Below are 21,500 nucleotides of genomic sequence, written 5' to 3' on the forward strand. Positions count from 1 at the left end.
CCATGCAGTCCGTGCACATCGTCAGCGCCTACGACGAGGAGCTGAAATATCTGTCGAAGCGCATTGCCGCGATGGGCGGGCATGCCGAACGCATGGTCGAACAGGCGATTGCGGCCCTGGTCAACGCCGACCCTGGCCTTGCCCAGAAGGTCATCCGCGACGATGCCGTTCTGGACCAGGGGCAGCGCGAGATCGACGACAAGGCGATCATCATCATCGCCAAGCGCCAGCCGATGGCGACGGATTTGCGCGAGATCGTCGGCGCGATCCGCATCTCGGCGGATCTCGAGCGGGTCGGCGACCTCGGCAAGAATGTCGCCAAGCGCGTGGTTGCCGTCATAGAAGGGCGCCAGCCGACCAGCCTGTTCCGCGGCATCGCGGCCTTAGCCGACCTGGCGTTGACGCAGCTCAAGGAAGTGCTCGACGTCTATGCGTCGCGCTCGGTGGAAAAGATCGGCTTCGTGCGTGACCGCGACGATCAGATCGACGCCGTGTACACCTCGCTGTTTCGCGAGTTGCTGACCTACATGATGGAAGATCCGCGCAACATCACGCCCTGCACGCACCTGCTGTTCTGCGCCAAGAACATCGAGCGGATCGGCGACCACGCCACCAATATCGCCGAGACGATCTACTACATCGTCACCGGCGACCAGATGCCGGCCGAGCGGCCGAAGGGCGACAAGACAGACAAGATTGTGCTTCCCGCAACGCTACCGGCGAAGTGAACGGCTGCCTCTCGAACCCATTGCTGATTTAGGCTAAGCTTTACCGAACGTTCCTGATCCTGACCCGAGGCCATGCCTCCAGGAGGTAGCGATGGAAACCGTTCGGAACCTGACGCCGGCCCCGCCGACATCGGCCATCGTCGCTTCCAGCGTCTATACCGCCGGCCGGCGTGTCGCCGACATTCCGATCGAGGAAGCCGGCGAATGGGCCAAGAAGCCAGGTCATGTCGTCTGGATCGGCCTGCTGGAGCCGGACCGCGACCTGTTGCTTCGTGTCCAGGCGCAATTCCACCTGCACGATCTGGCGATCGAGGACGCCGAGCATCCGCATCAGCGGCCGAAGATCGAGCAATATGGCGATGCGTTGTTCATCGTTGCCCGCACGGCTCAACTGATCGACAGGCGCGTCACCTTCGGCGAGACGCATCTGTTCGTCGGCGCTGGCTACATCGTCAGCGTCAGGCACGGTCCGTCGACTTCTTATGCCGTCGTTCGCCAGCATTGGGAAAGCTGCCCGCATTCGCTAGCCAAAGGCGAGGATTTCGTCCTCTATGCCATTCTCGATTTCATCGTCGACAACTACATGCCGGTGCTCGAGCAGATCGAGGACGAGGTCGAGGCGATCGAGGACAGGGTTCTGCTGAAGCCGATGACCGGCTCCGACATAGAGCGGCTCTACATGCTGCGCCGCGATCTCTTGCGCCTGCGCAACGCCGCGCTGCCGCTGGTGGAAGTCTGCCGCCGGTTGACCAGCGCCGACCTGCCGCAGATCCATGCGGCCATGCACCCGCTGTTCCGCGACGTCACCGACCACATCCGCACCGTCCAGGAGAAGATCGACAGCTTGCGGGAGGTGCTCGCATTTGCCTTCGAGGCGAGCCTCCTGGTTGGCCAGAGCCAGGAAACGGCGATCACCAAGAAGCTCGCCTCATGGGCTGCAATCCTGGCGGTGCCGACGGCGCTCGCAGGCATCTACGGCATGAACTTCAACGACATGCCGGAACTTAGGATGGAATATGGCTACCCAGTCGTCCTGGGAGCGATTATTTTGGTCTGCTCGGTTCTCTACTGGCGCTTCCGCAAGAGCGGCTGGCTGTGAAGAGTAGGGCAGTAGGGCAGTAGGGCAGTAGGTAAAGATGGCGCCTCACGAGCGCAGTCTTTTGCAGTTCACCACATACTGCCGTACTGCCGTATTCCTCTACCTGCTGCGCCGCCGCTCCGAAGCGGGCTGAAACGCAACGCGGGCGTGATACTTGCAATAGGGTCCGGTTTCGGCCGCGTCGTTGCCGCAGAAATGGAACTCCTCCGAAAGCGGATCGCCATTCGGCCATTTGCATGTCCGCTCGGTCAATTCGACGAGCTGCAGATGCCGCGAGATCGGCACGACGACGTTCTCGACCGGACGGACATAATGACGCGTCACCGGTACGGCGTCGAATTGCGCCTGCAGCGCGGTCGCGCCGATCGACGTGGTGATATGCCGCGCAGTGCTCGCCGCCCGCGACACCGATTTCTGCACGGTCGATCCCTGCACGCTCTTCTTCTGGCGTGCCGGCGTGGCAGTCGCGCGTCCGCGGCCCGACAGTTTCAGCCGATGCACCTTGCCGATGACGGCATTGCGGCTGACACCCCCAAGCTGTGCGGCGATCTGGCTGGCGCTCAGCCCCTCCGACCACAATTTTCTAAGAAGTTCGACCCGCTCGTCAGTCCAATTCATGAGACCGCGCTCCTGCTGAAATGTGCGGCGATCGGAATCCTTCCACGATCCGGCTTCCGCCGGGCAGACACCACATATATCGGGTGATTAGGTCCGCCGCACGAAATCTAGTTATTTCTCGACCTATAATTACCTTATGCGCTGACTCGGTGACAAGAGTCCGAGGGCCAACACGAATCGGTTTTTTCGGTTTTCCCCAACTTGCCCGGTCGCTGATGAGCCGGCGTCTCGCTGGAAAGCTTGCCGCGCGTCCTTGCGCGACGTTTTCGTTGACTTCATGGCCGAAAAACACGATAAGCCGCACAGGCCGCCGCTTTGGCGGCTTTTTGATTTTCCGGTTCCGGAGACGCATATAATGAGCGGTTCGGCGCTTTTCGAGACCTTTACCCGCGCACCCCTGGCCTTCGACCATGGGGAAGGCACTTGGCTGGTCACCGACAAGGGCGAGCGATATCTCGATTTTGGCGGCGGCGTTGCCGTGAATTCGCTGGGCCACAGCCATCCGCATCTGGTCTCGGCACTCACCGAGCAGGCGGCCAAGCTCTGGCATGTCTCCAACCTGTACGAGATTCCGGGGCAGAGCCGTCTGGGCGAGCGGCTGGCCGACGCCACCTTCGCCGACAAGGTGTTCTTCACCAATTCCGGCGCCGAGGCGCTGGAATGCGCCATCAAGACGGCGCGGCGCTACCATTTCGTCAGGGGCCATCCCGAGCGCTTTCGCATTATCACCTTCGAAGGCGCCTTTCATGGCCGCACGCTGGCGACCATCGCCGCCGGCGGCCAGTATAAATACCTGGAAGGTTTCGGCCCCAAGGTCGAAGGTTTCGACCAGGTCGGCTTCGACGACATCGACGCCGCCGAAAAGGCGATCACATCAGAGACCGCCGCGATCCTGATCGAGCCGGTGCAGGGCGAGGGCGGTATCCGCCCGGTGCCGACGCAGTCGCTGAAGCGGCTGAGGCAGCTCTGCGAACAGCATGATCTGCTGCTGATCTTCGACGAGGTCCAGTGCGGCATCGGCCGCACCGGAAAACTGTTCGCGCATGAATGGGCTGGCGTCACGCCCGACATCATGGCGGTCGCCAAGGGCATCGGCGGCGGCTTCCCGGTGGGCGCCTGCCTCGCCACCGACGAGGCCGCTGTCGGCATGACCGCCGGCGTGCACGGCACCACTTTCGGCGGCAATCCGCTGGCGATGGCGGTCGGCAACGCCGTGCTCGACGTCGTGCTGGAAGACGGTTTTCTGGAGGATGTGCAGCGCAAGGCGTTGCTGCTGAAGCAGGGGCTGGCGGGTGTCGCCGACGAATTTCCCGATGTCATTGAAGACATCAGAGGCAGCGGCCTGATGCTTGGCCTGAAATGCGCCGCGCCCAACACCAAGGTGAACATGGCGTTGCGCGACCAGCATCTGCTGGCGGTTCCGGCCGGCGACAACGTTCTTCGCCTGCTGCCGCCGCTCACCGTCACCGACGCCGAGATCCATGAGGCGCTCGACCGCATCCGCGCCGGCGCCCGGGGCCTGTCGGACGCCATCGCCGCGGCTGCGGCGAAATAACAGTCGGAAGACCCACATGAGCCTTCGCCATTTCACCGATCTTTCCGCCGTTTCCGAGGGCGATCTGCGCCTTATGCTGGACGATGCCGTCGTGCGAAAGGCAAGGCTCAAGGCTGGCGAGCGGACAAAACCGCTTGAAGGCAAGGTGCTGGCGATGATCTTCGACAAGCCGTCGACGCGCACGCGCGTGTCCTTCGACGTCGGCATGCGCCAGCTCGGCGGCGAGACCATCATGCTGACCGGCGCCGAGATGCAGCTCGGCCGCTCCGAAACCATCGCCGACACGGCCAAGGTGCTGTCGCGCTATGTCGATGCGATCATGATCCGCACCACGTCGCATGATCGGCTGCTGGAGCTGACCGAGAACGCCACCGTCCCCGTCATCAACGGGTTGACCGACGATACCCATCCCTGCCAGCTGATGGCCGACATCATGACCTTCGAGGAGCATCGCGGCCCGGTCGCCGGCAAGACCATCGCCTGGACCGGCGACGGCAACAACGTGCTGCATTCGCTGCTGGAGGCCTCGGCGCGGTTCCGCTTCAACCTCAACGTCGCCGTGCCGGAAGGCAGCGAGCCGGCGCAGAAGCATGTCGACTGGTCGAGGGCGCATGGCGGCAAGTTGAACTTCACCCGCTCGCCCGAGGAGGCCGTCCACGAGGCCGACTGTGTCGTTACCGATTGCTGGGTGTCGATGGGCCAAGAGCACCGTGCTCGCGGCCACAATGTCTTCTCACCCTATCAGGTCAATGCGGCACTGATGGCGAAGGCAAAGCCCGACGCGTTGTTCATGCACTGCCTGCCGGCGCATCGCGGCGAGGAGGTCACCGACGAAGTCATCGACGGGCCGCATTCGGTGGTGTTCGACGAGGCCGAGAACCGGCTCCACGCCCAGAAGGCGGTTTTGGCTTGGTGCCTCGGCGCTTGATCCCGGCCGCCTTGATCAGGACCGCCTTGATCCCGGCCGCCTTGATCCGGCAGTGCGTGATGCCTATCTCAGGCGCATCACGCAAATCGAGCGCGTTTCGACGCATGCGCCCCGGAGGGCGGCATCGCCGCGCCCTGGAGCTTTGTCATGTTGGAAACCCGTCAATTGGCTGAACATCAACCCAAACTCGGCGAATTCGGCTACGCCGGCGACGATCATGTCGTGCCCTTCGAGGTCGGCCCGCTCGACGTGCGCGGCCGCACCGTCCAGCTCGGGCCGATGCTCGACGCGATCCTCAGCCGTCATGACTATCCCGAGCCGGTCGCCCGCCTGCTGGCGGAAGCCTGCGTGCTGACGGTGCTGCTTGGCACCTCGCTCAAGTTTGAAGGCAAGTTCATCCTGCAGACCCGCACCGACGGGCCGGTCGACATGCTGGTGGCGGATTTTTCCACGCCGCATGCGCTGCGCGCCTATGCCCGCTTCGACGCCGACCGGTTGGAGGCACTGACGTCTGCCGGCGAGAGCTCGCAGCGGACGCTGCTTGGCAGCGGTGTCCTGGCGCTGACTATCGACCAGGGTGCCCACACGCAGCGCTATCAGGGCATCGTCCAGCTCGACGGCGAGACGTTGGAGGAGGCCGCCCGCACCTATTTCCGGCAGTCGGAGCAGATCCCGACCGATCTCAGGCTTTCGGTGGCCAAGCTGTTGACGCCCGGCATCGGCGGTGCCCGCGAGCAATGGCGCGCCGGTGGCATCCTGGCGCAGTTCCTGCCGCAATCGCCCGAACGCATGCGCGTGCCCGACCTTCCGGGTGGCGACGGCGATCCGCGCGAGGAGATCCATGATCCGGCCGACAATTCCTGGCAGGAACTGCTCGCGTTGCTTGGCACCATCGAGCCGACGGAACTGATCGACCCGACGATCGGCGCCGAGCGGTTACTTTACCGGCTGTTCCACGAGCACGGCGTGCGCGTCTTCGGCGGCGTGCCGGTAGCCGACCAGTGCTCATGCTCCAGGGAGAAGATCCGCGGCATTCTCGAAGGCTTCTCCGCCGACGAGATCAGGGACAGCACCGAGGATGGCGGCATTCACGTCGCCTGCGAATTCTGTTCGAAGCAATATGACTTCGACCCGGCGGAATTTGCTGCGGCTCAATAGAATTGAAATCACCGATGAAGCGTTGGCGCTGCCGTTCACCCTTACCTCTCCCCGTGAAGAACGGGGAGAGGGGGCGCCAGCGTTGCGACAGGTTGTCCAGTTGATAGATGGGTTCCCTTCTCCCCGTTCACCATACGGGGAGAAGGTGCCGGCAGGCGGATGAGGGGCAGCACGACCTTCCGGCCATCTATCTCTCTCAGTTCACCGTCCGCCGCGTGCCCGGCAGGTCGAGCGAAAAGGCGGGGATGGCGACGTCGAACGTCTCGCCCCGCTTGTTGCGCATCGTGTAGTGGCCGACCATGATGCCGGATGGCGTCGAGAGTGGGCAGCCAGACGTATACTGATAACTATCGCCGGGATTGAGTTCAGGCTGGTCGCCGACAACGCCGGCGCCGCGCACCTCCTCGACCCGGCCGGTGCCGTCGGTGATCTGCCAGTAGCGCGACAGAAGCTGCACGAGTTCATCCGACTGGTTGTCGATGGTTACCTGGTAGCCCCAGACATAGCGGTTCTCCGACGGGTCGGAGCGATCTTCCAGATAGAACGGCCTGACCTGCACTTCGATGTCGCGCGTGACGGCGCTGTACATAAATCACTCCACACTATGCAGACGGAACATTCGACCCTCTCAGCAGTTCGGTCAACGGGGTGCGTCGCCTCGGTGTCTGCCATCGTTGCCCGAATTTGTTAAGCGCAGGTGCCGAACAACAATGTCATTTAAGTGACACGTGACAATGATGGTGTGCAGGGCTGGGGATGGTGTGCAGGGCCGGGCGACTCAGCATTCTGTCGAACTGTTGAAAACGGCTTTCATGCGGCCGGTTTTTTCTGGAGCGACCAGATATTGATGGAATTGACAGTCACAGCCGCCTTGCTTTCCATAGTTCTGCTTATTGTCAATCTCGCCAGCATCCTGCTCGCTTCGTTGAAGCTGAAGCGGCCTGGCAGGATCACGCCGCCAGCCGCCAAGGCGCCGCCGGTGTCGATCGTCGTGCCGTCGCGCGGCGTCGAGCCGTTTACCGAGGAGACGCTCGAGCGCGCCTTCTCTCTCGACTGGCCGCGCTATGAGCTCATCTTCTGCGTCGCCCATGCCGACGACCCGGTGGTCGGGCCGATCACCGAAGCGATCGCCCGCTTTCCGGCCGTGCCGGCCCGGCTGCTCGTCGGCGACGACCGCATCAGCGGCAATCCGAAACTCAACAATTGCGTGAAGGGCTGGGAGGCCGCGCGCCACCACTGGGTCATCCTTGCCGATTCCAACGTCCTGATGCCGAGGGACTATGTCCAGCATCTGATGACGGGATGGCGGCAGGACACCGGCCTCGTCTGCTCGACGCCGATCGGCTCGCGGCCGGACGGGATCTGGGCGGAGGTCGAATGCGCTTTCCTCAATACGCTGCAGGCGCGCTGGCAATATACCGGCGAGGCGCTCGGCCTCGGTTTTGCCCAGGGCAAGAGCATGCTGTGGAGCAAGCCATTGCTCGACGCCAATGGCGGCATCCGTGCGCTTGCTGCCGAGATTGCCGAGGATGCCGCTGCGACCAAGCTTGTCAACGGGCTCGGACTGCGCGTCAATCTCGTTGCCTCGCCCTTCGAGCAGCCGCTCGGCTTGCGCACATTTGGCGAAATCTGGTCGCGCCAGGCCCGCTGGGCACGCCTGCGTCGCGTCACATTCCCACTGTTCTTCGCGCCCGAGATCCTGATCGGAGCGGCGCCGCCGCTGGTGCTGGCGCTGGTTGCGGCAGCAGGCGCCGGGTTCAGCCTGCCGGCGACCGCCATCGCCGTGCTGATAGTCGCCTATCTGCCGGAATGCGCTCTCGCCTCGGCCAAGGGCTGGCACCTGTCGCTGCGCATGATCCCGGCGATGGTTGCGCGGGACGTGATGCTTCCCGCCATCTGGGTGCGCGGCTGGCTCAGCGGTGCCGTCGACTGGCGCGGCAACACGATGACCATCCAAACCAGCGCCGTTGCGGAATTGGAAGAGTCGCCGTCGGGCGCCTGACCGCGCCTGCTTTGCAGATCAGAGCGCAGCAGTTCGGCGCGTATCCCTACCTGGCGGCTTTCAAGGCCTGCTCGATGTCTTCGAGCAGGTCGTCAGTGTCCTCCAGTCCGACGGACAGCCTGAGCGTGCCTGGCCCGATGCCAAGTTCGGCCCGCGCCTCGTCGCTCAGATTCTTGTGTGTCGTCGTCGCCGGATGGGTGATCAGGCTCTTGGCGTCACCGAGATTGTTGGAGATCAGCACGACATCGAGCGCGTTCTGGAAGGCGAAGGCCGCCTGCTTGCCCCCCTTGACGTCGAGGCAGATCAGCGTCGAGCCGCCCGACATCTGCTTCTTGACGATCGCCGCCTGCGGGTGATCGGCGCGGCCGGGATAGATGACGCGGACAATTTCCGATCGCTCGGCGAGGAAGTCCGCGATCCGGCCGGCACTTTCCGTCTGCTGGCGCACGCGCAGCGGTAGCGTCTCCAGCCCCTTCAGCAGCGTCCAGGCATTGAAGGGCGAGAGGCTGGGACCGGTGTGGCGGAAGTAGTCGTGCAAATTCTCGTCGATCCACTTCTTGTCCGACAGGATGATGCCGCCGAGGCAGCGCCCCTGGCCGTCGATGTGCTTGGTCGCCGAATAGACGACGATATGGGCGCCGAGTTGCAACGGCTTCTGCTGCAAGGGCGTGGCAAAGACGTTGTCGACGATCAGCCGCGCGCCGATCGAATCGGCAAGCGAGGCTACGGCTGCGATGTCGACGACCTCCAGCGTTGGATTGGTCGGGCTTTCAAGGAAGAACAACTTGGTGTTGGGCCTGACCGCCTTTTCCCAATTGGCGATTTCGGTGCCGTCGACCAGCGTCGCCTCGATGCCATATTTCGGCGCCAGCGTCTCGACCACCCAGCGGCAGGAGCCGAACAGCGCGCGCGCCGCCACGATGTGGTCGCCCGCCCGGGCACTGCACAGCAACGCCGCTGTCACCGCCGCCATGCCGGATGCGGTGGCGCGGGCATCTTCGGCACCTTCCAGCGCACACATGCGCTTCTCGAACATGTCGACCGTCGGATTGGCATAGCGCGAATAGATGAAGCCCGGTTCCTCGCCCTTGAAGCGGGCTTCCGCCGCCTGCGCCGTGTCGTAGACATAGCCTTGCGTGAGATACATCGCCTCGGAGGTTTCGCCGAAGCCGGAACGCAGCGTTCCTGCATGCACGAGGGCGGTCTGAGGCTTCCAGTTGCGCGTTTTGCTCGTCATCACCTTGTTCCAAACACAAAAAATGGTCCAAACACAAAAAAACCGGCCGCGAAAGTCGCAACCGGTCGTACGGCCTTTCGGCCCGACGGTCCTTTAGCGACTTGTTTAACGTGGCTGCAAGCCGACCGGCCAAATCACCACGGGATAACGATCCTTTAGACCTGCACCGCGCTTGCGTCAATTGCCGGCATGATTAAGAGGTTTGTACCAGCGGGTTCCACGGCAAGAACCTGCGACAAGACGAGACCACGCCCGGCCTTCGAGCGGAGCCAGACTTTGCGGCAGACAGGCATTCTTCCGGATCAGGATATTTCCGCGCTGTACCAGTCGGGCGCGCTGAAGTCGCCGCGCGCGCTCGACGCCGACCAGGTCCAGCCGGCCAGCCTCGACCTCAGGCTTGGCGACAAGGCCTGGCGGGTGCGCGCCTCCTTCCTGCCCGGCCCCAACCACAGGGTCGCTGAAAAACTCGACCGCCTGAAGCTGCACGAAATCAATCTCGCCGATGGTGCGGTGCTGGAGACGGGCTGCGTCTACATCGTGCCGCTGCTCGAGAGCCTGGCGCTTCCGGCAAACATTTCCGCCTCGGCCAACCCGAAGAGCTCGACCGGACGGCTCGACATCTTCACCCGGGTGATGACCGATCGCGGCCACGAGTTCGACAAGATCGCTGCCGGCTACAACGGCCCGCTCTATCTGGAAGTCAGCCCGCGCACCTTTCCGATCGTCGTCCGCGCCGGCTCGCGGCTGTCGCAGATCCGGTTCCGCACCGGCAATGCGCTTTTGTCGGAAAGCGAGCTGCACGAATTGCATCGTGCCGAGACGCTCGTCGCCACCGAGCCGCCGAACATTTCCGGCGGCGGCATCGCACTGTCGATCGACCTCGACGGCGACAAGGACGGACTGGTCGGCTACCGCGGCAAGCACCACACCGGCCTGGTCGATGTCGACAAGCGCGCCGCGCAGGATGTCGTCGATTTCTGGGAGCCGCTCTACAAGAGCGGCGCCGGCGAACTGGTGCTCGACCCGGACGAATTTTATATCCTGGTCAGCCAGGAAGCGGTGCATGTGCCGCCGCTCTATGCCGCCGAGATGACGCCCTTCGATCCGCTGGTCGGCGAATTCCGCGTCCACTATGCCGGTTTCTTCGATCCGGGTTTCGGCCATTCGGCCTCGGGCGGCACCGGCAGCCGGGCCGTGCTCGAAGTGCGCAGCCACGAAGTGCCGTTCATCCTCGATCACGGCCAGATCGTCGGACGGCTGGTCTACGAGCACATGCTGAAGCGGCCGCAGGCGCTCTACGGCACAGATCTCGGCTCGAACTATCAGGCACAGGGCCTGAAACTGTCCAAGCATTTCCGCGCGGCGCGCTGATCGCCGCTATGATCAGACCATGCTTGCCTGACCTTACGGGTCGTGCTTGGCTGTCTTAGCCGTCAATACGGTTGGCACAAGGGGAACAAAAAATGCAGATTTCAAGATGGATCGCATCGGCAGCAACAGCCGTCATGCTGGCGATGTCAGTCGGGTCGCTGTCGGCGCAAGCACAGGAAAAGTTGAAGATCGCCACTGAAGGCGCCTATCCGCCGTTCAACACCATCACCGCGGATGGCAAGCTCGTCGGCTTCGACATCGACATCACCAATGCGCTTTGCGCTCAGATGAAGGTCGAATGCGAACTTGTCACGCAGGACTGGGACGGCATGATCCCGGCGCTCCAGGCCAAAAAATTCGACGCCATCATCGCGTCCATGAGCATTACCGAGGAGCGCAAGAAGCAGGTCTCCTTCACCAACAAATACTATACGACGCCGCTTTCGCTGGTGGCCTTGAAGGACAGCGATATTGCCTCGACCGAACCGGCGGCACTCGCCGGCAAGACAGTCGGCGCCCAGGCTTCGACCACCCAGGCCGACTATGCCCAGGATGTCTATGGCAAGGCCGGCGCCGAGGCGAAGCTCTATCCAACCCAGGAGGAGGCGGTCGCCGACCTGATGAACGGCCGTCTCGATGCCGTCCTTTCAGACAAATTCGTGCTGATGGACTGGATGAAGAAGTCGAGCGACGACTGCTGCAAGATGGTCGGCGACGTCAAGGGCACGGAGACCGAAGCCGGTATCGCCGTGCGCCAGGAAGACAATGCGCTACGCGAAAAGCTCAACGCCGCGATCGACGCGATCGTCGCCGACGGCACCTACAAGAAGATCCAGGCCAAATATTTCGACTTCGATATTTATTGAGAGGTCGAAGCTGCGCGTTCTTCCTTCTCCCCTTGTTTGTGGGAGAAGGTGGCCGAGCGAAGCTCGGTCGGATGAGGGGTGTTCCAGGGAACACCAACGTCTCATTCCTTCCAGCACCCCTCATCCGTTTCGGCGCGCGCGCCGATCCACCTTCTCCCACAAGGGGAGAAGGAGAAGGTTGGCGCCTAAAGCGCCTTCACCGCCACCTTCACCGGCTGCTCGATTTCAAGCGGGTTGCGCAGCGGCAGGCCGAAATCCTTGGCCTCGATTTCGAAGACATCGCCGGCCTCGGTCCTGACGCCGTCGGCGAAGGACAGTGTCGCGGTGCCGAACATGTGCACATGCACGTCGCCCGGCTGGCGGAAGGCCGAATATTTGAAGTGGTGATGTTCGAGATTGGCGATGGTGTGCGACATGTTCGCCTCGCCCGACAGGAAAGGCTTTTCCCACAGCAGCTGGCCGTCGCGGAGGATGCGCGAGGAACCCCTGACGTCGGACGGCAGGTCGCCGATCAGGATTTCCGGTCCGAACGAAGCGTTGCGCAGCTTGGAATGCGCGAGGAAAAGATAATTCACGCGCTCGGTGACGTGATCGGAAAACTCGTTTGACAGCGTGAAGCCGACGCGGAACGGGACGCCGTCGTCGCCGATGACGTAGATGCCGGCTACTTCCGGCTCCTCGCCGGCATCCTCGGCGAAGGCGGGCGACAGAAGTGCCGCACCGGGCGCCACTGCCATGGTGCCGTTGCCCTTGTAGAACCATTCCGGCTGCACGCCGGTCTGGCCCTTGGCCGGCTTGCCGCCCTCCAGCCCCATGCGGAACATCTTCATGGAATCGGTGAGCTGCTCCTCGCCGTCGCTGCTGAGCTTCTTGTGCATGGAATCGCGGGTCGCGGCGGAGCCGAGATGTGTCAGCCCGGTGCCGGTGAGGTGGAGATGCGCCGGGTCGGGATGGTTGATCGGCGACAACAGCCGCCCCTTCTTGTAGGCGGCATCGAGGTCGACCGCTTCACCAAAACCCTTGCGCTCGATGAGGGCGACAAGCCCGGTGCCGGTGCGCGCGGCCTCCATCGCCAGCGAATAGACGCTGCGGGCGCCGTTGATGATTCTGGTCTTGCCGCCGTTGCGGGCGACGACGCGGATGGTCTCCGCCTCGTCGAGGATTTGGGAAATCAGCATGACGTACCCTCTCTCAATTGCCTTGGCCGGCCTGCCGGTCTGGCAAGCTTTTCCTGGCGCAGCTCGGACGGTGTCCGCGCCACGGGTGAAATTCTTCGTCCGGATTGCGCTCGCGGGCCCGGTCCCCTGGGGGACTTCCTTGCGCCGCCCGGCAGCGCCGCGATGTGACCCGTGCCTCCTAAAAGCGCGCCGCGTTTGAAAACGGGCCCGCTTTAATCCTTGCTTTCACGCATGCCGTTGTCCCAACACGCTGCACACGTTTGGCGACATGCATGAGTTCCCTCGCCCTCAAGCCTTGTTCTTGTTGTAGACGTCGAAGACCACGGCGCCGAGCAGCACCAGGCCTTTGACCACCTGTTGCCAATCGACATTGACGCCCATGATCGACATGCCGTTGTTCATGACGCCCATGATGAAACCGCCGACCACCGCGCCAACCACCTGACCGACGCCGCCCATCGCCGAAGCGCCGCCGATGAACACAGCGGCGATGACGTCGAGCTCGCTGCCGAGGCCGGCCGCCGGCACCGCCTGGCCAAGGCGCGCCGCAATAATCAGCCCGCCGAGCGCCGAGAGCACGCCCATATTGATGAACACCATCAGGGTCAGCCGCTCGGTCTTGATACCCGATAGCTGCGCCGCCTTGGCATTGCCGCCCATTGCGTAGATACGGCGGCCGACCGTCATGCGTTTGGTGACGAAGACGAACAGCGCGATCAGCACGCCCATCACCACGAGAACGATTGGCAGACCCCTGTAGGTGGCGAATTGGTAGACCAGAAACAGCGCCAGGGCGCTGGTCACCAGGGTCTTGACGACGAACAGCGAGAAGGGCTCGGCCTGGTAGCCGTGCCGCTCGCGGCTGCGCCGTGCCCTGAGCCCGAAATAAGCATAGGCGACCACGGCGACGATGCCGAGCACGATCGTCGTCATGTGCAGCGTCAGGCCGCTGCCGACGATTGTCTTGCCGGCGGCGTTCACGACCGGCGGTATGAGCGTCAATGAGCCGATCACGTCGGGAATGAAGCCGGAACTGAGCGCCTTGAAGCCGACCGGAAGCGGCCCCACGGAAGACCCCCCACCCAGCAGCGCCTGGCAGATGCCGCGGAAGATCAGCATCCCCGCCAGCGTGACGATGAAGCTCGGTATTCGGTGATAGGCAATCCAGTAGCCCTGTGCCGCGCCGATGGCACCACCGACGATCAGGCAGATGATCGACACCACCAGCGGATTGCTGAAAGGGCCGAGAGGCCAGATGACCATCATCATCGCCGCCAGCGCGCCAATGAAACCGGCGACGGAGCCGACGCTGAGATCGATATGGCCGGAGACGATCACCAGCAGCATGCCCAGTGCCATCACGATGATGAAGCTGTTCTGCTGCACCAGGTTGCTCAAGTTCACCGGCTTGAACAGCGTTCCGGACGTCGTGTACTGGAAGAACACCATGATGGCGATAAGCGCCAGGATCAGGCCGTATTCGCGCAGGTTGGTGACCAGCGCCGAGACAGCAATGCGCGGCCCTTGCTGCACATCTTCGGCGACGCCGCTTTTCGGGACGGGACCGCTTTCGGTGCTCATGATGCTTTTCCTTCTCCGCGAACGATGGCGCGCATGATCTTTTCCTGGCTGGCGTCGCTCGCCGCCATTTCGCCGACGATACGTCCTTCGTTCATGACATAGATACGGTCGGTGATGCCGAGCAGTTCGGGCATCTCGGACGAGATGACGATGATCGCCTTACCCTCCGAGGCGAGACGCGCGATGATCGTGTAGATTTCATACTTGGCGCCGACGTCGATGCCGCGCGTCGGCTCGTCGAGGATCAGCACCTCCGGATTGGCGAACAGCCACTTCGACAGCACCACCTTCTGCTGATTGCCGCCCGATAGGTTGCCGGTCATCTGATAAACGCTGGACGAGCGGATGTTGGTCTTGGCCTTGTAGTCGTTTGCGACGGCCAACTCGCGCATGTCGTCGATCACGCTATGGCGCGACACGCCAGGAAGATTGGCCAGCGTGATGTTGTGCTTGATATGATCGATCAGGTTGAGACCGTAGGTCTTGCGGTCTTCGGTGACGTAAGCAATGCCGTGCTCGACTGCCTTGCTGACAGAGGAGACATCGATGGGCTTGCCCTTGAGCAGCACCTCGCCGGTGATGCGGCGGCCATAGGAGCGGCCGAACAGGCTCATCGCGAATTCTGTGCGTCCGGCGCCCATCAGCCCGGCGATACCCACCACCTCGCCCTTGCGGACGTCGATATCGATACCCTTGATCACTTGCCGCTCGGCATGGATCGGATGATAGACCGACCAGTTCTTCACCTGGAGCACGATCTCACCGATGTCAGGCTCGCGCGACGGATAGCGGTCGTCCAGCGAGCGGCCGACCATCGAGGTGATGATGCGGTCTTCCGAGATGTCCTTCTTGGCCAGCGTCTCGATCGTCCGCCCGTCGCGGATGATCGTGACCTTGTCGGCGACCCGGTTGATTTCGTTGAGCTTGTGCGAGATCAGGATCGAGGTGATGCCCTGCCGCTTGAATTCGAGCAGCAGGTCGAGCAGCGCCTGGCTGTCCTTTTCGGACAGGCTCGCCGTCGGCTCGTCGAGGATCAGCAACTGCACTTCCTTGCTGAGCGCCTTGGCGATCTCGACCAGTTGCTGCTTGCCGACGCCGATATTGGTAATCAGCGTCTTGGGGTCTTCCTTGAGGCCCACCTTCTTGAGCAGAGCGCTGGTGCGCGTCTCGTTGGCGTTCCAGTCGATGATGCCGTAGCTGGCGTGTTCGTTGCCGAGGAAGATGTTTTCGGCGATCGACAGCATCGGCACCAGCGCGAGTTCCTGGTGGATGATGACGATGCCGCGGCGCTCGCTGTCGTGGATGCCTTTGAAATGGCACTCATCGCCGCGATAGACGATTTCGCCATCATAGGTGCCGGCTGGATATACGCCCGACAGCACCTTCATCAGTGTCGACTTGCCGGCGCCGTTCTCGCCGACAACGGCGTGGATCTCGCCTTCCTCGACGCTGAGGTTGACATTCGAAAGCGCCTTGACGCCGGGAAACGTCTTGGTGATGTCACGCATCTCCAAAATCGTCTGGGCCATCGGGAATACCACTCCTGCGAGGTCCGGAAACATACCGGGGTCGTTCACTGACGAAGCGGGGCCCTGCGTTGCGCAGGACCCCGGGTTTTACGTCTGCGGTTACTTCAGCTCTTCGGCCTTGATGTAGCCGGAATCGACTACCAGGGCCTGGTAGTTCGACTTGTCGACATCATGCGGCGTCAGCAGGATCGAGGGGACGACCTTGACGTCGTTGTTGTAGGTCTTGGTGTCGAGGCCCTCCGGCTTGCCGCCCGAGAGCACCTTGTCGACGAGCTCGACCGTCGCCTTGGCGAGTTCGCGGGTGTCCTTGAACACGGTCGAGTACTGCTCGCCGGCGATGATCGCCTTGACCGAAGCGGTTTCGGCGTCCTGGCCGGTGACGATTGGCCATGGCTGATCGGCCGTGCCGTAACCAACGGCGCGCAGCGAGGCGATGATGCCGCGCGACAGGCCGTCATATGGCGAGAGCACGCCATCGACGCGGCTGCCATCCGAGTAATGGGCGGAGAGCAGATTGTCCATGCGGGCCTGGGCGGTGGCTGCCAGCCAGCGGAGCGTGCCGACCTTGTCCATGCCCATCTGGCCGGACTTCACGACGAGGGTCTTGTCGTCGATCAGCGGCTGCAGAACGGACATGGCGCCGTCGTAGAAGAAGAAGGCGTTGTTGTCGTCGGGCGAGCCGCCGAACAGTTCGACGTTGAACGGACCCTTGTTCTCGGGATAGCCGAGGCCCTTGAGCAGCGATTTCGCCTGGATGACGCCGACGCCGAAATTGTCGAACGTGGTGTAGTAGTCGACATTCGGGGTTTTCTTGATCAGCCGGTCATAGGCGACGACGACGACGCCGGCGTCAGCCGCCTTTTGCAGCGCGTCCGACAAGGTGGTGCCGTCGATCGAGGCGATGATCAGTGCCTTTGGGCCCTTGGTGATTTCGTTTTCGAGCTGGCTGAGCTGATTGGGGATATCGTCCTGCGCATATTGCAGGTCGACAGTGTAGCCCAGAGCCTCGAGCTGGGACTTGACGGCGTCGCCGTCGTTGATCCAGCGCTGCGAGGTCTTGGTCGGCATTAGCACGCCGATGAGGCCTTCGCCTGACTGCGCCGGGACCGTCATGGCCGCGATGCTAAGGGCCGCGACGGCGGCCAGTGTCTTGATGATCTTCACATTAACTCTCCCTGGTTGATGGACGCGCACCCTGGGTTTCGTGGGCCGCGCGATCGTGCAGGAGCGCCAAAACGCGCCGCTGCCGCCAAATCGATCTCCGGTATCCTCCCAATCGGCCCTGAGACTCTGGTTCCGGTCGATGCGATTTTTCTCGCTGGCGACGGTCAGGTTTCAGGACGCGCAAAGGTGTGGCGCTTTGCCATAACTGTCAAATGCGATCTTCGGTAGTTGCTATACCCAAACTGGTATACTGAAAGTGGCCAAAGACCTGGCCGGGATTGCCGGCCGGCGACGAGCGAGGAGCAAACCGATATCATGGCGGCGCTACGGGATACTGGCGGACTTTCAGAGGGTTACGGGGAACGTCCCGGCAGGAGTGAGACCTTGCTGCGCAGCGGCCTCAGTCTGCGCCACATGCGCATGATCGCAGCCCTCGACGACCATGGCCGGGTCAGCGCGGCAGCCCAGGTCATGAACATCTCCCAGCCCGCCGCCTCGCGCATGATCGCCGAGATGGAGGCGGTGCTCGACGTCAAGCTGTGCGAGAGGCTGCCGCGCGGCATCACGCTGACGCCCTATGGCAAGGCGTTGGCGAGGCGCGCGCGTTCGATCCTGCTCGAGATGCGTGAGGTCGACCGCGAGATATCCGAGCTCAAGGCGGGCAAGGGCGGCTCGGTGTTCCTAGGCGCGGTGACGGCCCCTGCAATCGAACTCGCCGTGCCGGCGATCCGCGAGATCCGGCGCATCTATCCGCGTATCGAGATCACCATGCAGGTCGAGACCTCCAATGTGCTGGCGCGCGAGCTGATCGCCACACGTCACGATTTCATCATCGCGCGCATCCCCGAGGACCTCAATCCGCGGCTGTTCGAGGCCCGCGTCATCGGCGTCGAGAAAGCCTGCCTCATCGTGCGCCGCGGCCACCCGCTGGCTAAGGGCAAGGCGGTGCGGCTGGAGGAGACCGCCGCCTATGACTGGGTTTTCCAGTCGGGCGGCTCGCCGCTGCGCCAGGCGATGGAGAGCAATTTCCTGAACCGCAACATCGCGCTGCCGGACCGCATCCTCAACACCAGCTCGCTGCTGCTCACCCTGGTCATGGTCGCGCAGTCGGACGCCATCGCGCCGGTGTCGATCCAGGTGGCGAAATTCATCCAGAATCCCGAGGGGCTGGCCGGCGCCATCGACATCGTCCAGACCGAATTCGACATCGAGGTCAGGCCTTACAGTCTGATCACCGTAAAAAATCGCGTGCTGTCGCCGGCAGCCAAGATGCTGCACGACTTCATTTTGCGAGAGGTGGGCTGACGGCTTAAATCAAGCGATCCATTGCCATCCACTCTTCGGCCATGTCGCTTCAATCCCGGGTCGCTTCAATCAGAATATCGCTCGAGCGAAGGAACCACACAGGGCCGTGCCGCGTCATAGTAGCGGGCTCCTGTTGCAGGGCCCAGGGAGCTATCGATGATCAGGCTTCTCCTCGTCTTCGCCGCGATGCTTGCCGTCGCGTGCGGCGGGGCGCGTTCGGCCAGGCTGGACCTGGCGACCGTCAACCAGGCCCAATTCACCGCCGGCGAATCAGAGGATGTCGATCCGACGCTGCTCAAGGCGCAGATTCTTTTGGATCGCGCCCGCTTCTCGCCGGGGCTGATCGATGGTCGCCTCTCAGAGAACTTCGCCAAGGCAGTCGGCGCCTTTCAGCAGGCGAACGGACTCCGATCCGATGGCAATCTCACTGCGGAGACCTGGAGCAAGCTCACGGCGACCTCCGCCGACCCGGTGCTGGTCACCTATGAGGTGACGCGCAAGGATTTGCGCGGACCTTTCACCAGGCGTATTCCGGCTCGCATGGAGAGGATGGCCCGTCTGCGGCGGCTCGCCTATCGCAACGCGTTGGAGAAGCTGGCGGAGCGCTTCCATGTCAGCGAAAAGTTGCTCAGGATGCTCAATCCGGGCGGCGGCTTCAGGAAGCCCGGCAAGACCTTGATCGTGCCTGATGTTGGCCGCGGCGATCCTCCCGCCGGCGTAGCCGGCATCGAGGTCGACAAGGGCGCTCGCCTGGTGCGCGTGCTCGATGCTTCCGGCAAATGGCTCGCAGTCTACCCCGCCTCGATCGGCAGCGATGAAAAGCCGGCGCCAAGCGGCACGGCGGAGGTCAAGCGCGTGGTGCGCAATCCGACCTATCACTACGATCCGGATTTTGCCTTCAAGGGAGTCAAGACCAAGCGTCCCTTCACCATCGCTGCCGGGCCGAACAATCCCGTGGGATCGGTGTGGATCGATCTCTCCATCGAAAGCTACGGCATCCACGGCTCGCCCGAACCCGGCAAGATCGGCACGACCTTCTCGCATGGCTGCATCCGATTGACCAATTGGGATGTCGAAGATCTCGGCTCCATGGTGCAGCCGGGCACGAAGGTCGAGTTCAAGGACGAGATCGCCCGCGCCGTCGACGAGCTTGCCCCGTAGCAAAGCGGACTGGCCCGCCACCTGCTCTCGCAAGGCCCGGGCGCGCGCCGGAGACGATGCCGGATGACGTCCTATGGACCTGGCCTTCAGGCCGGTGGCGAGCTACGAGGTGGCTGAAGACCCGTCCGACGACCCCGGCAAACGATCGCGAATGGCTTCCTCGGTTCGCTTTGCGGTCGATTCAACAACTTTGCCGACCTTGCCTGCTAGCGTGTCGGCATCTTCACCCGAGCCTTGCCGGTCGGCCTCTTCCTTGACCGTTTCGTAGGCCTCGGCGGCAACTTGCTTTGCTTGCTCCAGGCCCGTTTCGAAAACCTCCTCCGCACTGTCGCGAATTTTGTCGCGGTAGGCGCCAAGTTGCTCGTCCTCGGTGGCTGTGTGGGGCAGCATCACCCCGATGGCAGTGCCCAGCGCAAGGCCGACTGCGGCGATAGCCAGCGGTTCGCGCTCGAAGAGGTCTTGTGCCGATTGGCGCGTCCGAGCCGCTATCTCGCTGGCGCTTGAGCCGAGCTGTCCGGCGGTTTTTGTCATCCTCTCCTTGGCGCCCGTTGCAGCGTTTGCTGCAGCTTCGGCCGCGTCGCTTGCTGCTGATGTAACCGAACCGGCGGTATCGGAGAGCATCGCCCCGATTCCGGACCCTTCGTTGCCCTGGCTGAAATCATCGCCGCGCAAGTTAGAGAAAGCGTCAGGAGCTGTGCCTGTCCGATAGGCGGCGGCAGCTGAGTTGGTTGCCGACGTGCCGTCGCCCAGCATCAGCCAGGCCAGGCCGGCTCCAATCAACGTCAATGGCAACGGGTTGTCCCTGACTTGCGACTTGAGATTGCCAAGCATGGCGGATCCCTCGCCACCGGCGAACATCCCGGTAAATTCGTCGATCAATTGACCCGGTGTCATCTTGCTGCGGATCGAATCGGCGGTGTCTGCTACTTTAGCACGGGCGATGTCGGCATCGCGCTCGAGCTCGGCTGCGGATTTTTCGCTCATCTTATTTGATCCTTGATCACGCGCGCGTCGCGCTTGAGTTGGTCTTGTGTGCGATCAGGCGTCAGCTCGGAAGGAGCCATGCTTTTCGTGCCGGAGCGCAAGAGAATGATCCCCAGTATCGCGACGACGATTCCAACCAGCAGCGAGGACCATCCCGCTCCCAGGCCGGCACTCGCCAGGGCGATTACGAGTGCTTGCAAAAGCACCATCAAGGCCGCGAGAAGGCATATGGCGCCGGCCAGAACCTCGGCGGCGCCTGCGCCGGCCTTGCTGATTTTCTCCGACATTTCGGCCCGCAACAGCCTACTTTCGGTTTGAAGCAGGCTTGTGACCTGCTGTGCCAGATCGCTGACGAGGGTTGCGAGGCCGCGACTTTCCTGATTGTTGGTCATGGGTTCTGCCCCAGGCTTGCGCCTGCCAAATCCCTGTCGTCTCTAGGCTGATTGAAGGGGGGCGGCGTAGTGTCAGGTGCCTCTGCCGATCGCGTAGCGGACTGATCCGAGTTCGAAACCGTTTCTGAACCCCCGTCTGTTTGCGATCGACTCGGTGTCTCGGTCCGGGCAGATGGCGGCGAGCTCTTGATAAACCGCCCCAGCGCCAAGCCTGCCAATACTGAGCCGGCTATCAGCGCCCCTGAGTTTTCGCGGCCGAAAGACCGCATCTCGCCAAGAACATCTTCGAATGGTTTGTCCTTCAACGAAGATGAAAGGCGTTCAAGCGAGCCGGCGGCATCGAGGGTGAACTTCGAAGCGGTCCGTTGATTGTTATTGGCCAGATGCTCGCTTGCTGCTCGCAAGGCTCCGCTAAAGGCCTTCAGGTTGGAGCTGATATCGCGCTGTGTTCCCTCGGCTTTGTCGAACAACGCCTGCTTCGCTTCAGCAGCGTAGTCGCCCGCCTTCCTGGCGAGTTCGTCGCGAGCGTCGTGTAGCGCCTCTGTCGCGGTCTGCGTTTCCTGCTGGAACCGTTCGGACAGTTCGCTTTTGGCTGTTTCGAAATCGGCCGGCTTACGGCCCTGATCGTCTTCGCGCTGCATGGT

At 62.7% G+C, this 21,500-nt stretch carries 20 protein-coding genes and 1 riboswitch; of the genes, 10 read left to right on the forward strand and 10 right to left on the reverse strand.

The genetic code is table 11. From position 1 onward, the window contains the following. Nucleotides 1-2 precede the first annotated feature (2 nt). Together phoU and M727_RS0126535 are read left to right on the forward strand one after the other, a co-directional pair. A complete protein-coding gene (gene phoU / locus M727_RS0126530; protein ID WP_027155174.1) occupies nt 3-728 on the forward strand; it encodes a phosphate signaling complex protein PhoU in 726 nt (241 codons plus the stop codon). 91 nt (nt 729-819) lie between these two features. Further along, on the forward strand, nt 820-1,827 hold the full coding sequence (locus tag M727_RS0126535) for a magnesium and cobalt transport protein CorA (RefSeq protein ID WP_027155175.1): 1,008 nt from the start codon (nt 820-822) through the stop codon (nt 1,825-1,827). A gap of 99 nt (nt 1,828-1,926) precedes the next feature. Here the strand turns inward: M727_RS0126535 and M727_RS0126540 are convergent, their stop codons facing one another. Further along, nucleotides 1,927-2,445 (reverse strand): GcrA family cell cycle regulator, encoded by a 519-nt coding sequence (locus tag M727_RS0126540; RefSeq protein WP_027155176.1) that lies wholly within the window; start codon nt 2,443-2,445, stop codon nt 1,927-1,929. A gap of 355 nt (nt 2,446-2,800) precedes the next feature. On the opposite strand from M727_RS0126540, the gene M727_RS0126545 reads away from it, so the two are divergent. The 3 genes from M727_RS0126545 to M727_RS0126555 all read left to right on the forward strand — a co-directional run bounded on the left by M727_RS0126545 (nt 2,801) and on the right by M727_RS0126555 (nt 6,086). Continuing rightward, nucleotides 2,801-4,000: an aspartate aminotransferase family protein gene (locus M727_RS0126545; protein WP_027155177.1), complete on the forward strand. Its 1,200-nt coding sequence runs from the start codon at nt 2,801-2,803 to the stop codon at nt 3,998-4,000. A 16-nt stretch (nt 4,001-4,016) separates the two neighbouring features. After that, entirely contained in the window at nt 4,017-4,928 is a 912-nt protein-coding gene (gene argF, locus M727_RS0126550; protein WP_027155178.1) for an ornithine carbamoyltransferase, read from the forward strand. 147 nt (nt 4,929-5,075) lie between these two features. Next, nucleotides 5,076-6,086: an Hsp33 family molecular chaperone gene (locus M727_RS0126555; RefSeq protein ID WP_027155179.1), complete on the forward strand. Its 1,011-nt coding sequence runs from the start codon at nt 5,076-5,078 to the stop codon at nt 6,084-6,086. 196 nt (nt 6,087-6,282) lie between these two features. Here M727_RS0126555 and apaG read toward each other — a convergent pair whose 3' ends face one another. After that, entirely contained in the window at nt 6,283-6,675 is a 393-nt protein-coding gene (gene apaG, locus M727_RS0126560; RefSeq protein WP_027155180.1) for a Co2+/Mg2+ efflux protein ApaG, read from the reverse strand. Nucleotides 6,676-6,933: 258 nt separating this feature from the next. Between apaG and M727_RS0126565 the strand changes: the two genes are divergently transcribed. After that, complete coding sequence (locus tag M727_RS0126565) at nt 6,934-8,088, forward strand: ceramide glucosyltransferase (RefSeq protein ID WP_027155181.1); 1,155 nt, start codon at nt 6,934-6,936, stop codon at nt 8,086-8,088. Between the two features lie 46 nt (nt 8,089-8,134). On the opposite strand, the gene M727_RS0126570 is transcribed toward M727_RS0126565, so the two are convergent. Further along, nucleotides 8,135-9,325 carry an O-succinylhomoserine sulfhydrylase gene (locus M727_RS0126570; protein ID WP_027155182.1) on the reverse strand — a complete coding sequence of 397 codons (1,191 nt, stop codon included), beginning with the start codon at nt 9,323-9,325 and terminating at the stop codon, nt 8,135-8,137. 73 nt (nt 9,326-9,398) lie between these two features. Continuing rightward, nucleotides 9,399-9,476, reverse strand: a riboswitch (SAM riboswitch). A 125-nt stretch (nt 9,477-9,601) separates the two neighbouring features. Between M727_RS0126570 and M727_RS0126575 the strand changes: the two genes are divergently transcribed. Both M727_RS0126575 and M727_RS0126580 read left to right on the forward strand, forming a co-directional pair. Continuing rightward, nucleotides 9,602-10,696, forward strand: coding sequence for a 2'-deoxycytidine 5'-triphosphate deaminase (locus tag M727_RS0126575; RefSeq protein WP_027155183.1), 1,095 nt, complete (start codon nt 9,602-9,604; stop codon nt 10,694-10,696). Nucleotides 10,697-10,788: 92 nt separating this feature from the next. Next, nucleotides 10,789-11,562, forward strand: coding sequence for an ABC transporter substrate-binding protein (locus M727_RS0126580; protein ID WP_023802191.1), 774 nt, complete (start codon nt 10,789-10,791; stop codon nt 11,560-11,562). Between the two features lie 185 nt (nt 11,563-11,747). On the opposite strand, the gene araD1 is transcribed toward M727_RS0126580, so the two are convergent. The 4 genes from araD1 to chvE all read right to left on the reverse strand — a co-directional run bounded on the left by araD1 (nt 11,748) and on the right by chvE (nt 17,014). Next, nucleotides 11,748-12,740: an AraD1 family protein gene (gene araD1, locus M727_RS0126585; protein ID WP_027155184.1), complete on the reverse strand. Its 993-nt coding sequence runs from the start codon at nt 12,738-12,740 to the stop codon at nt 11,748-11,750. 288 nt (nt 12,741-13,028) lie between these two features. After that, the gene (gene mmsB, locus M727_RS0126590; protein ID WP_023802194.1) at nt 13,029-14,321 is read right to left on the reverse strand and encodes a multiple monosaccharide ABC transporter permease; all 1,293 of its coding nucleotides are present in this window, start codon (nt 14,319-14,321) and stop codon (nt 13,029-13,031) included. Continuing rightward, nucleotides 14,318-15,850 carry a multiple monosaccharide ABC transporter ATP-binding protein gene (gene mmsA, locus M727_RS0126595; RefSeq protein ID WP_027155185.1) on the reverse strand — a complete coding sequence of 511 codons (1,533 nt, stop codon included), beginning with the start codon at nt 15,848-15,850 and terminating at the stop codon, nt 14,318-14,320. The genes mmsB and mmsA overlap by 4 nt, the downstream gene beginning before the upstream one ends. 99 nt (nt 15,851-15,949) lie before the next feature. After that, nucleotides 15,950-17,014: a multiple monosaccharide ABC transporter substrate-binding protein gene (chvE, locus tag M727_RS0126600; RefSeq protein ID WP_027155186.1), complete on the reverse strand. Its 1,065-nt coding sequence runs from the start codon at nt 17,012-17,014 to the stop codon at nt 15,950-15,952. Nucleotides 17,015-17,329: 315 nt separating this feature from the next. On the opposite strand from chvE, the gene M727_RS0126605 reads away from it, so the two are divergent. Both M727_RS0126605 and M727_RS0126610 read left to right on the forward strand, forming a co-directional pair. Next, nucleotides 17,330-18,319, forward strand: a complete 990-nt coding sequence (locus M727_RS0126605) for a LysR family transcriptional regulator (protein ID WP_027155187.1) — start codon at nt 17,330-17,332, stop codon at nt 18,317-18,319. A gap of 156 nt (nt 18,320-18,475) precedes the next feature. Beyond that, on the forward strand, nt 18,476-19,480 hold the full coding sequence (locus tag M727_RS0126610) for a L,D-transpeptidase (RefSeq protein WP_027155188.1): 1,005 nt from the start codon (nt 18,476-18,478) through the stop codon (nt 19,478-19,480). A 102-nt stretch (nt 19,481-19,582) separates the two neighbouring features. Here M727_RS0126610 and M727_RS0126615 read toward each other — a convergent pair whose 3' ends face one another. From M727_RS0126615 to M727_RS42500, 3 genes are all read right to left on the reverse strand, one after another. Next, on the reverse strand, nt 19,583-20,464 hold the full coding sequence (locus tag M727_RS0126615; RefSeq protein ID WP_027155189.1) for a hypothetical protein: 882 nt from the start codon (nt 20,462-20,464) through the stop codon (nt 19,583-19,585). Next, complete coding sequence (locus M727_RS0126620) at nt 20,461-20,856, reverse strand: phage holin family protein (protein ID WP_023800246.1); 396 nt, start codon at nt 20,854-20,856, stop codon at nt 20,461-20,463. The genes M727_RS0126615 and M727_RS0126620 overlap by 4 nt, the downstream gene beginning before the upstream one ends. Next, the coding region (locus tag M727_RS42500; RefSeq protein ID WP_198032700.1) for a hypothetical protein at nt 20,853-21,500 on the reverse strand (648 nt) is incomplete at its 5' end. The genes M727_RS42500 and M727_RS0126620, both read right to left, overlap by 4 nt.

Source organism: Mesorhizobium sp. WSM2561, from assembly GCF_000513915.1.
Classification (GTDB): Bacteria; Pseudomonadota; Alphaproteobacteria; order Rhizobiales; family Rhizobiaceae; genus Mesorhizobium; species Mesorhizobium muleiense.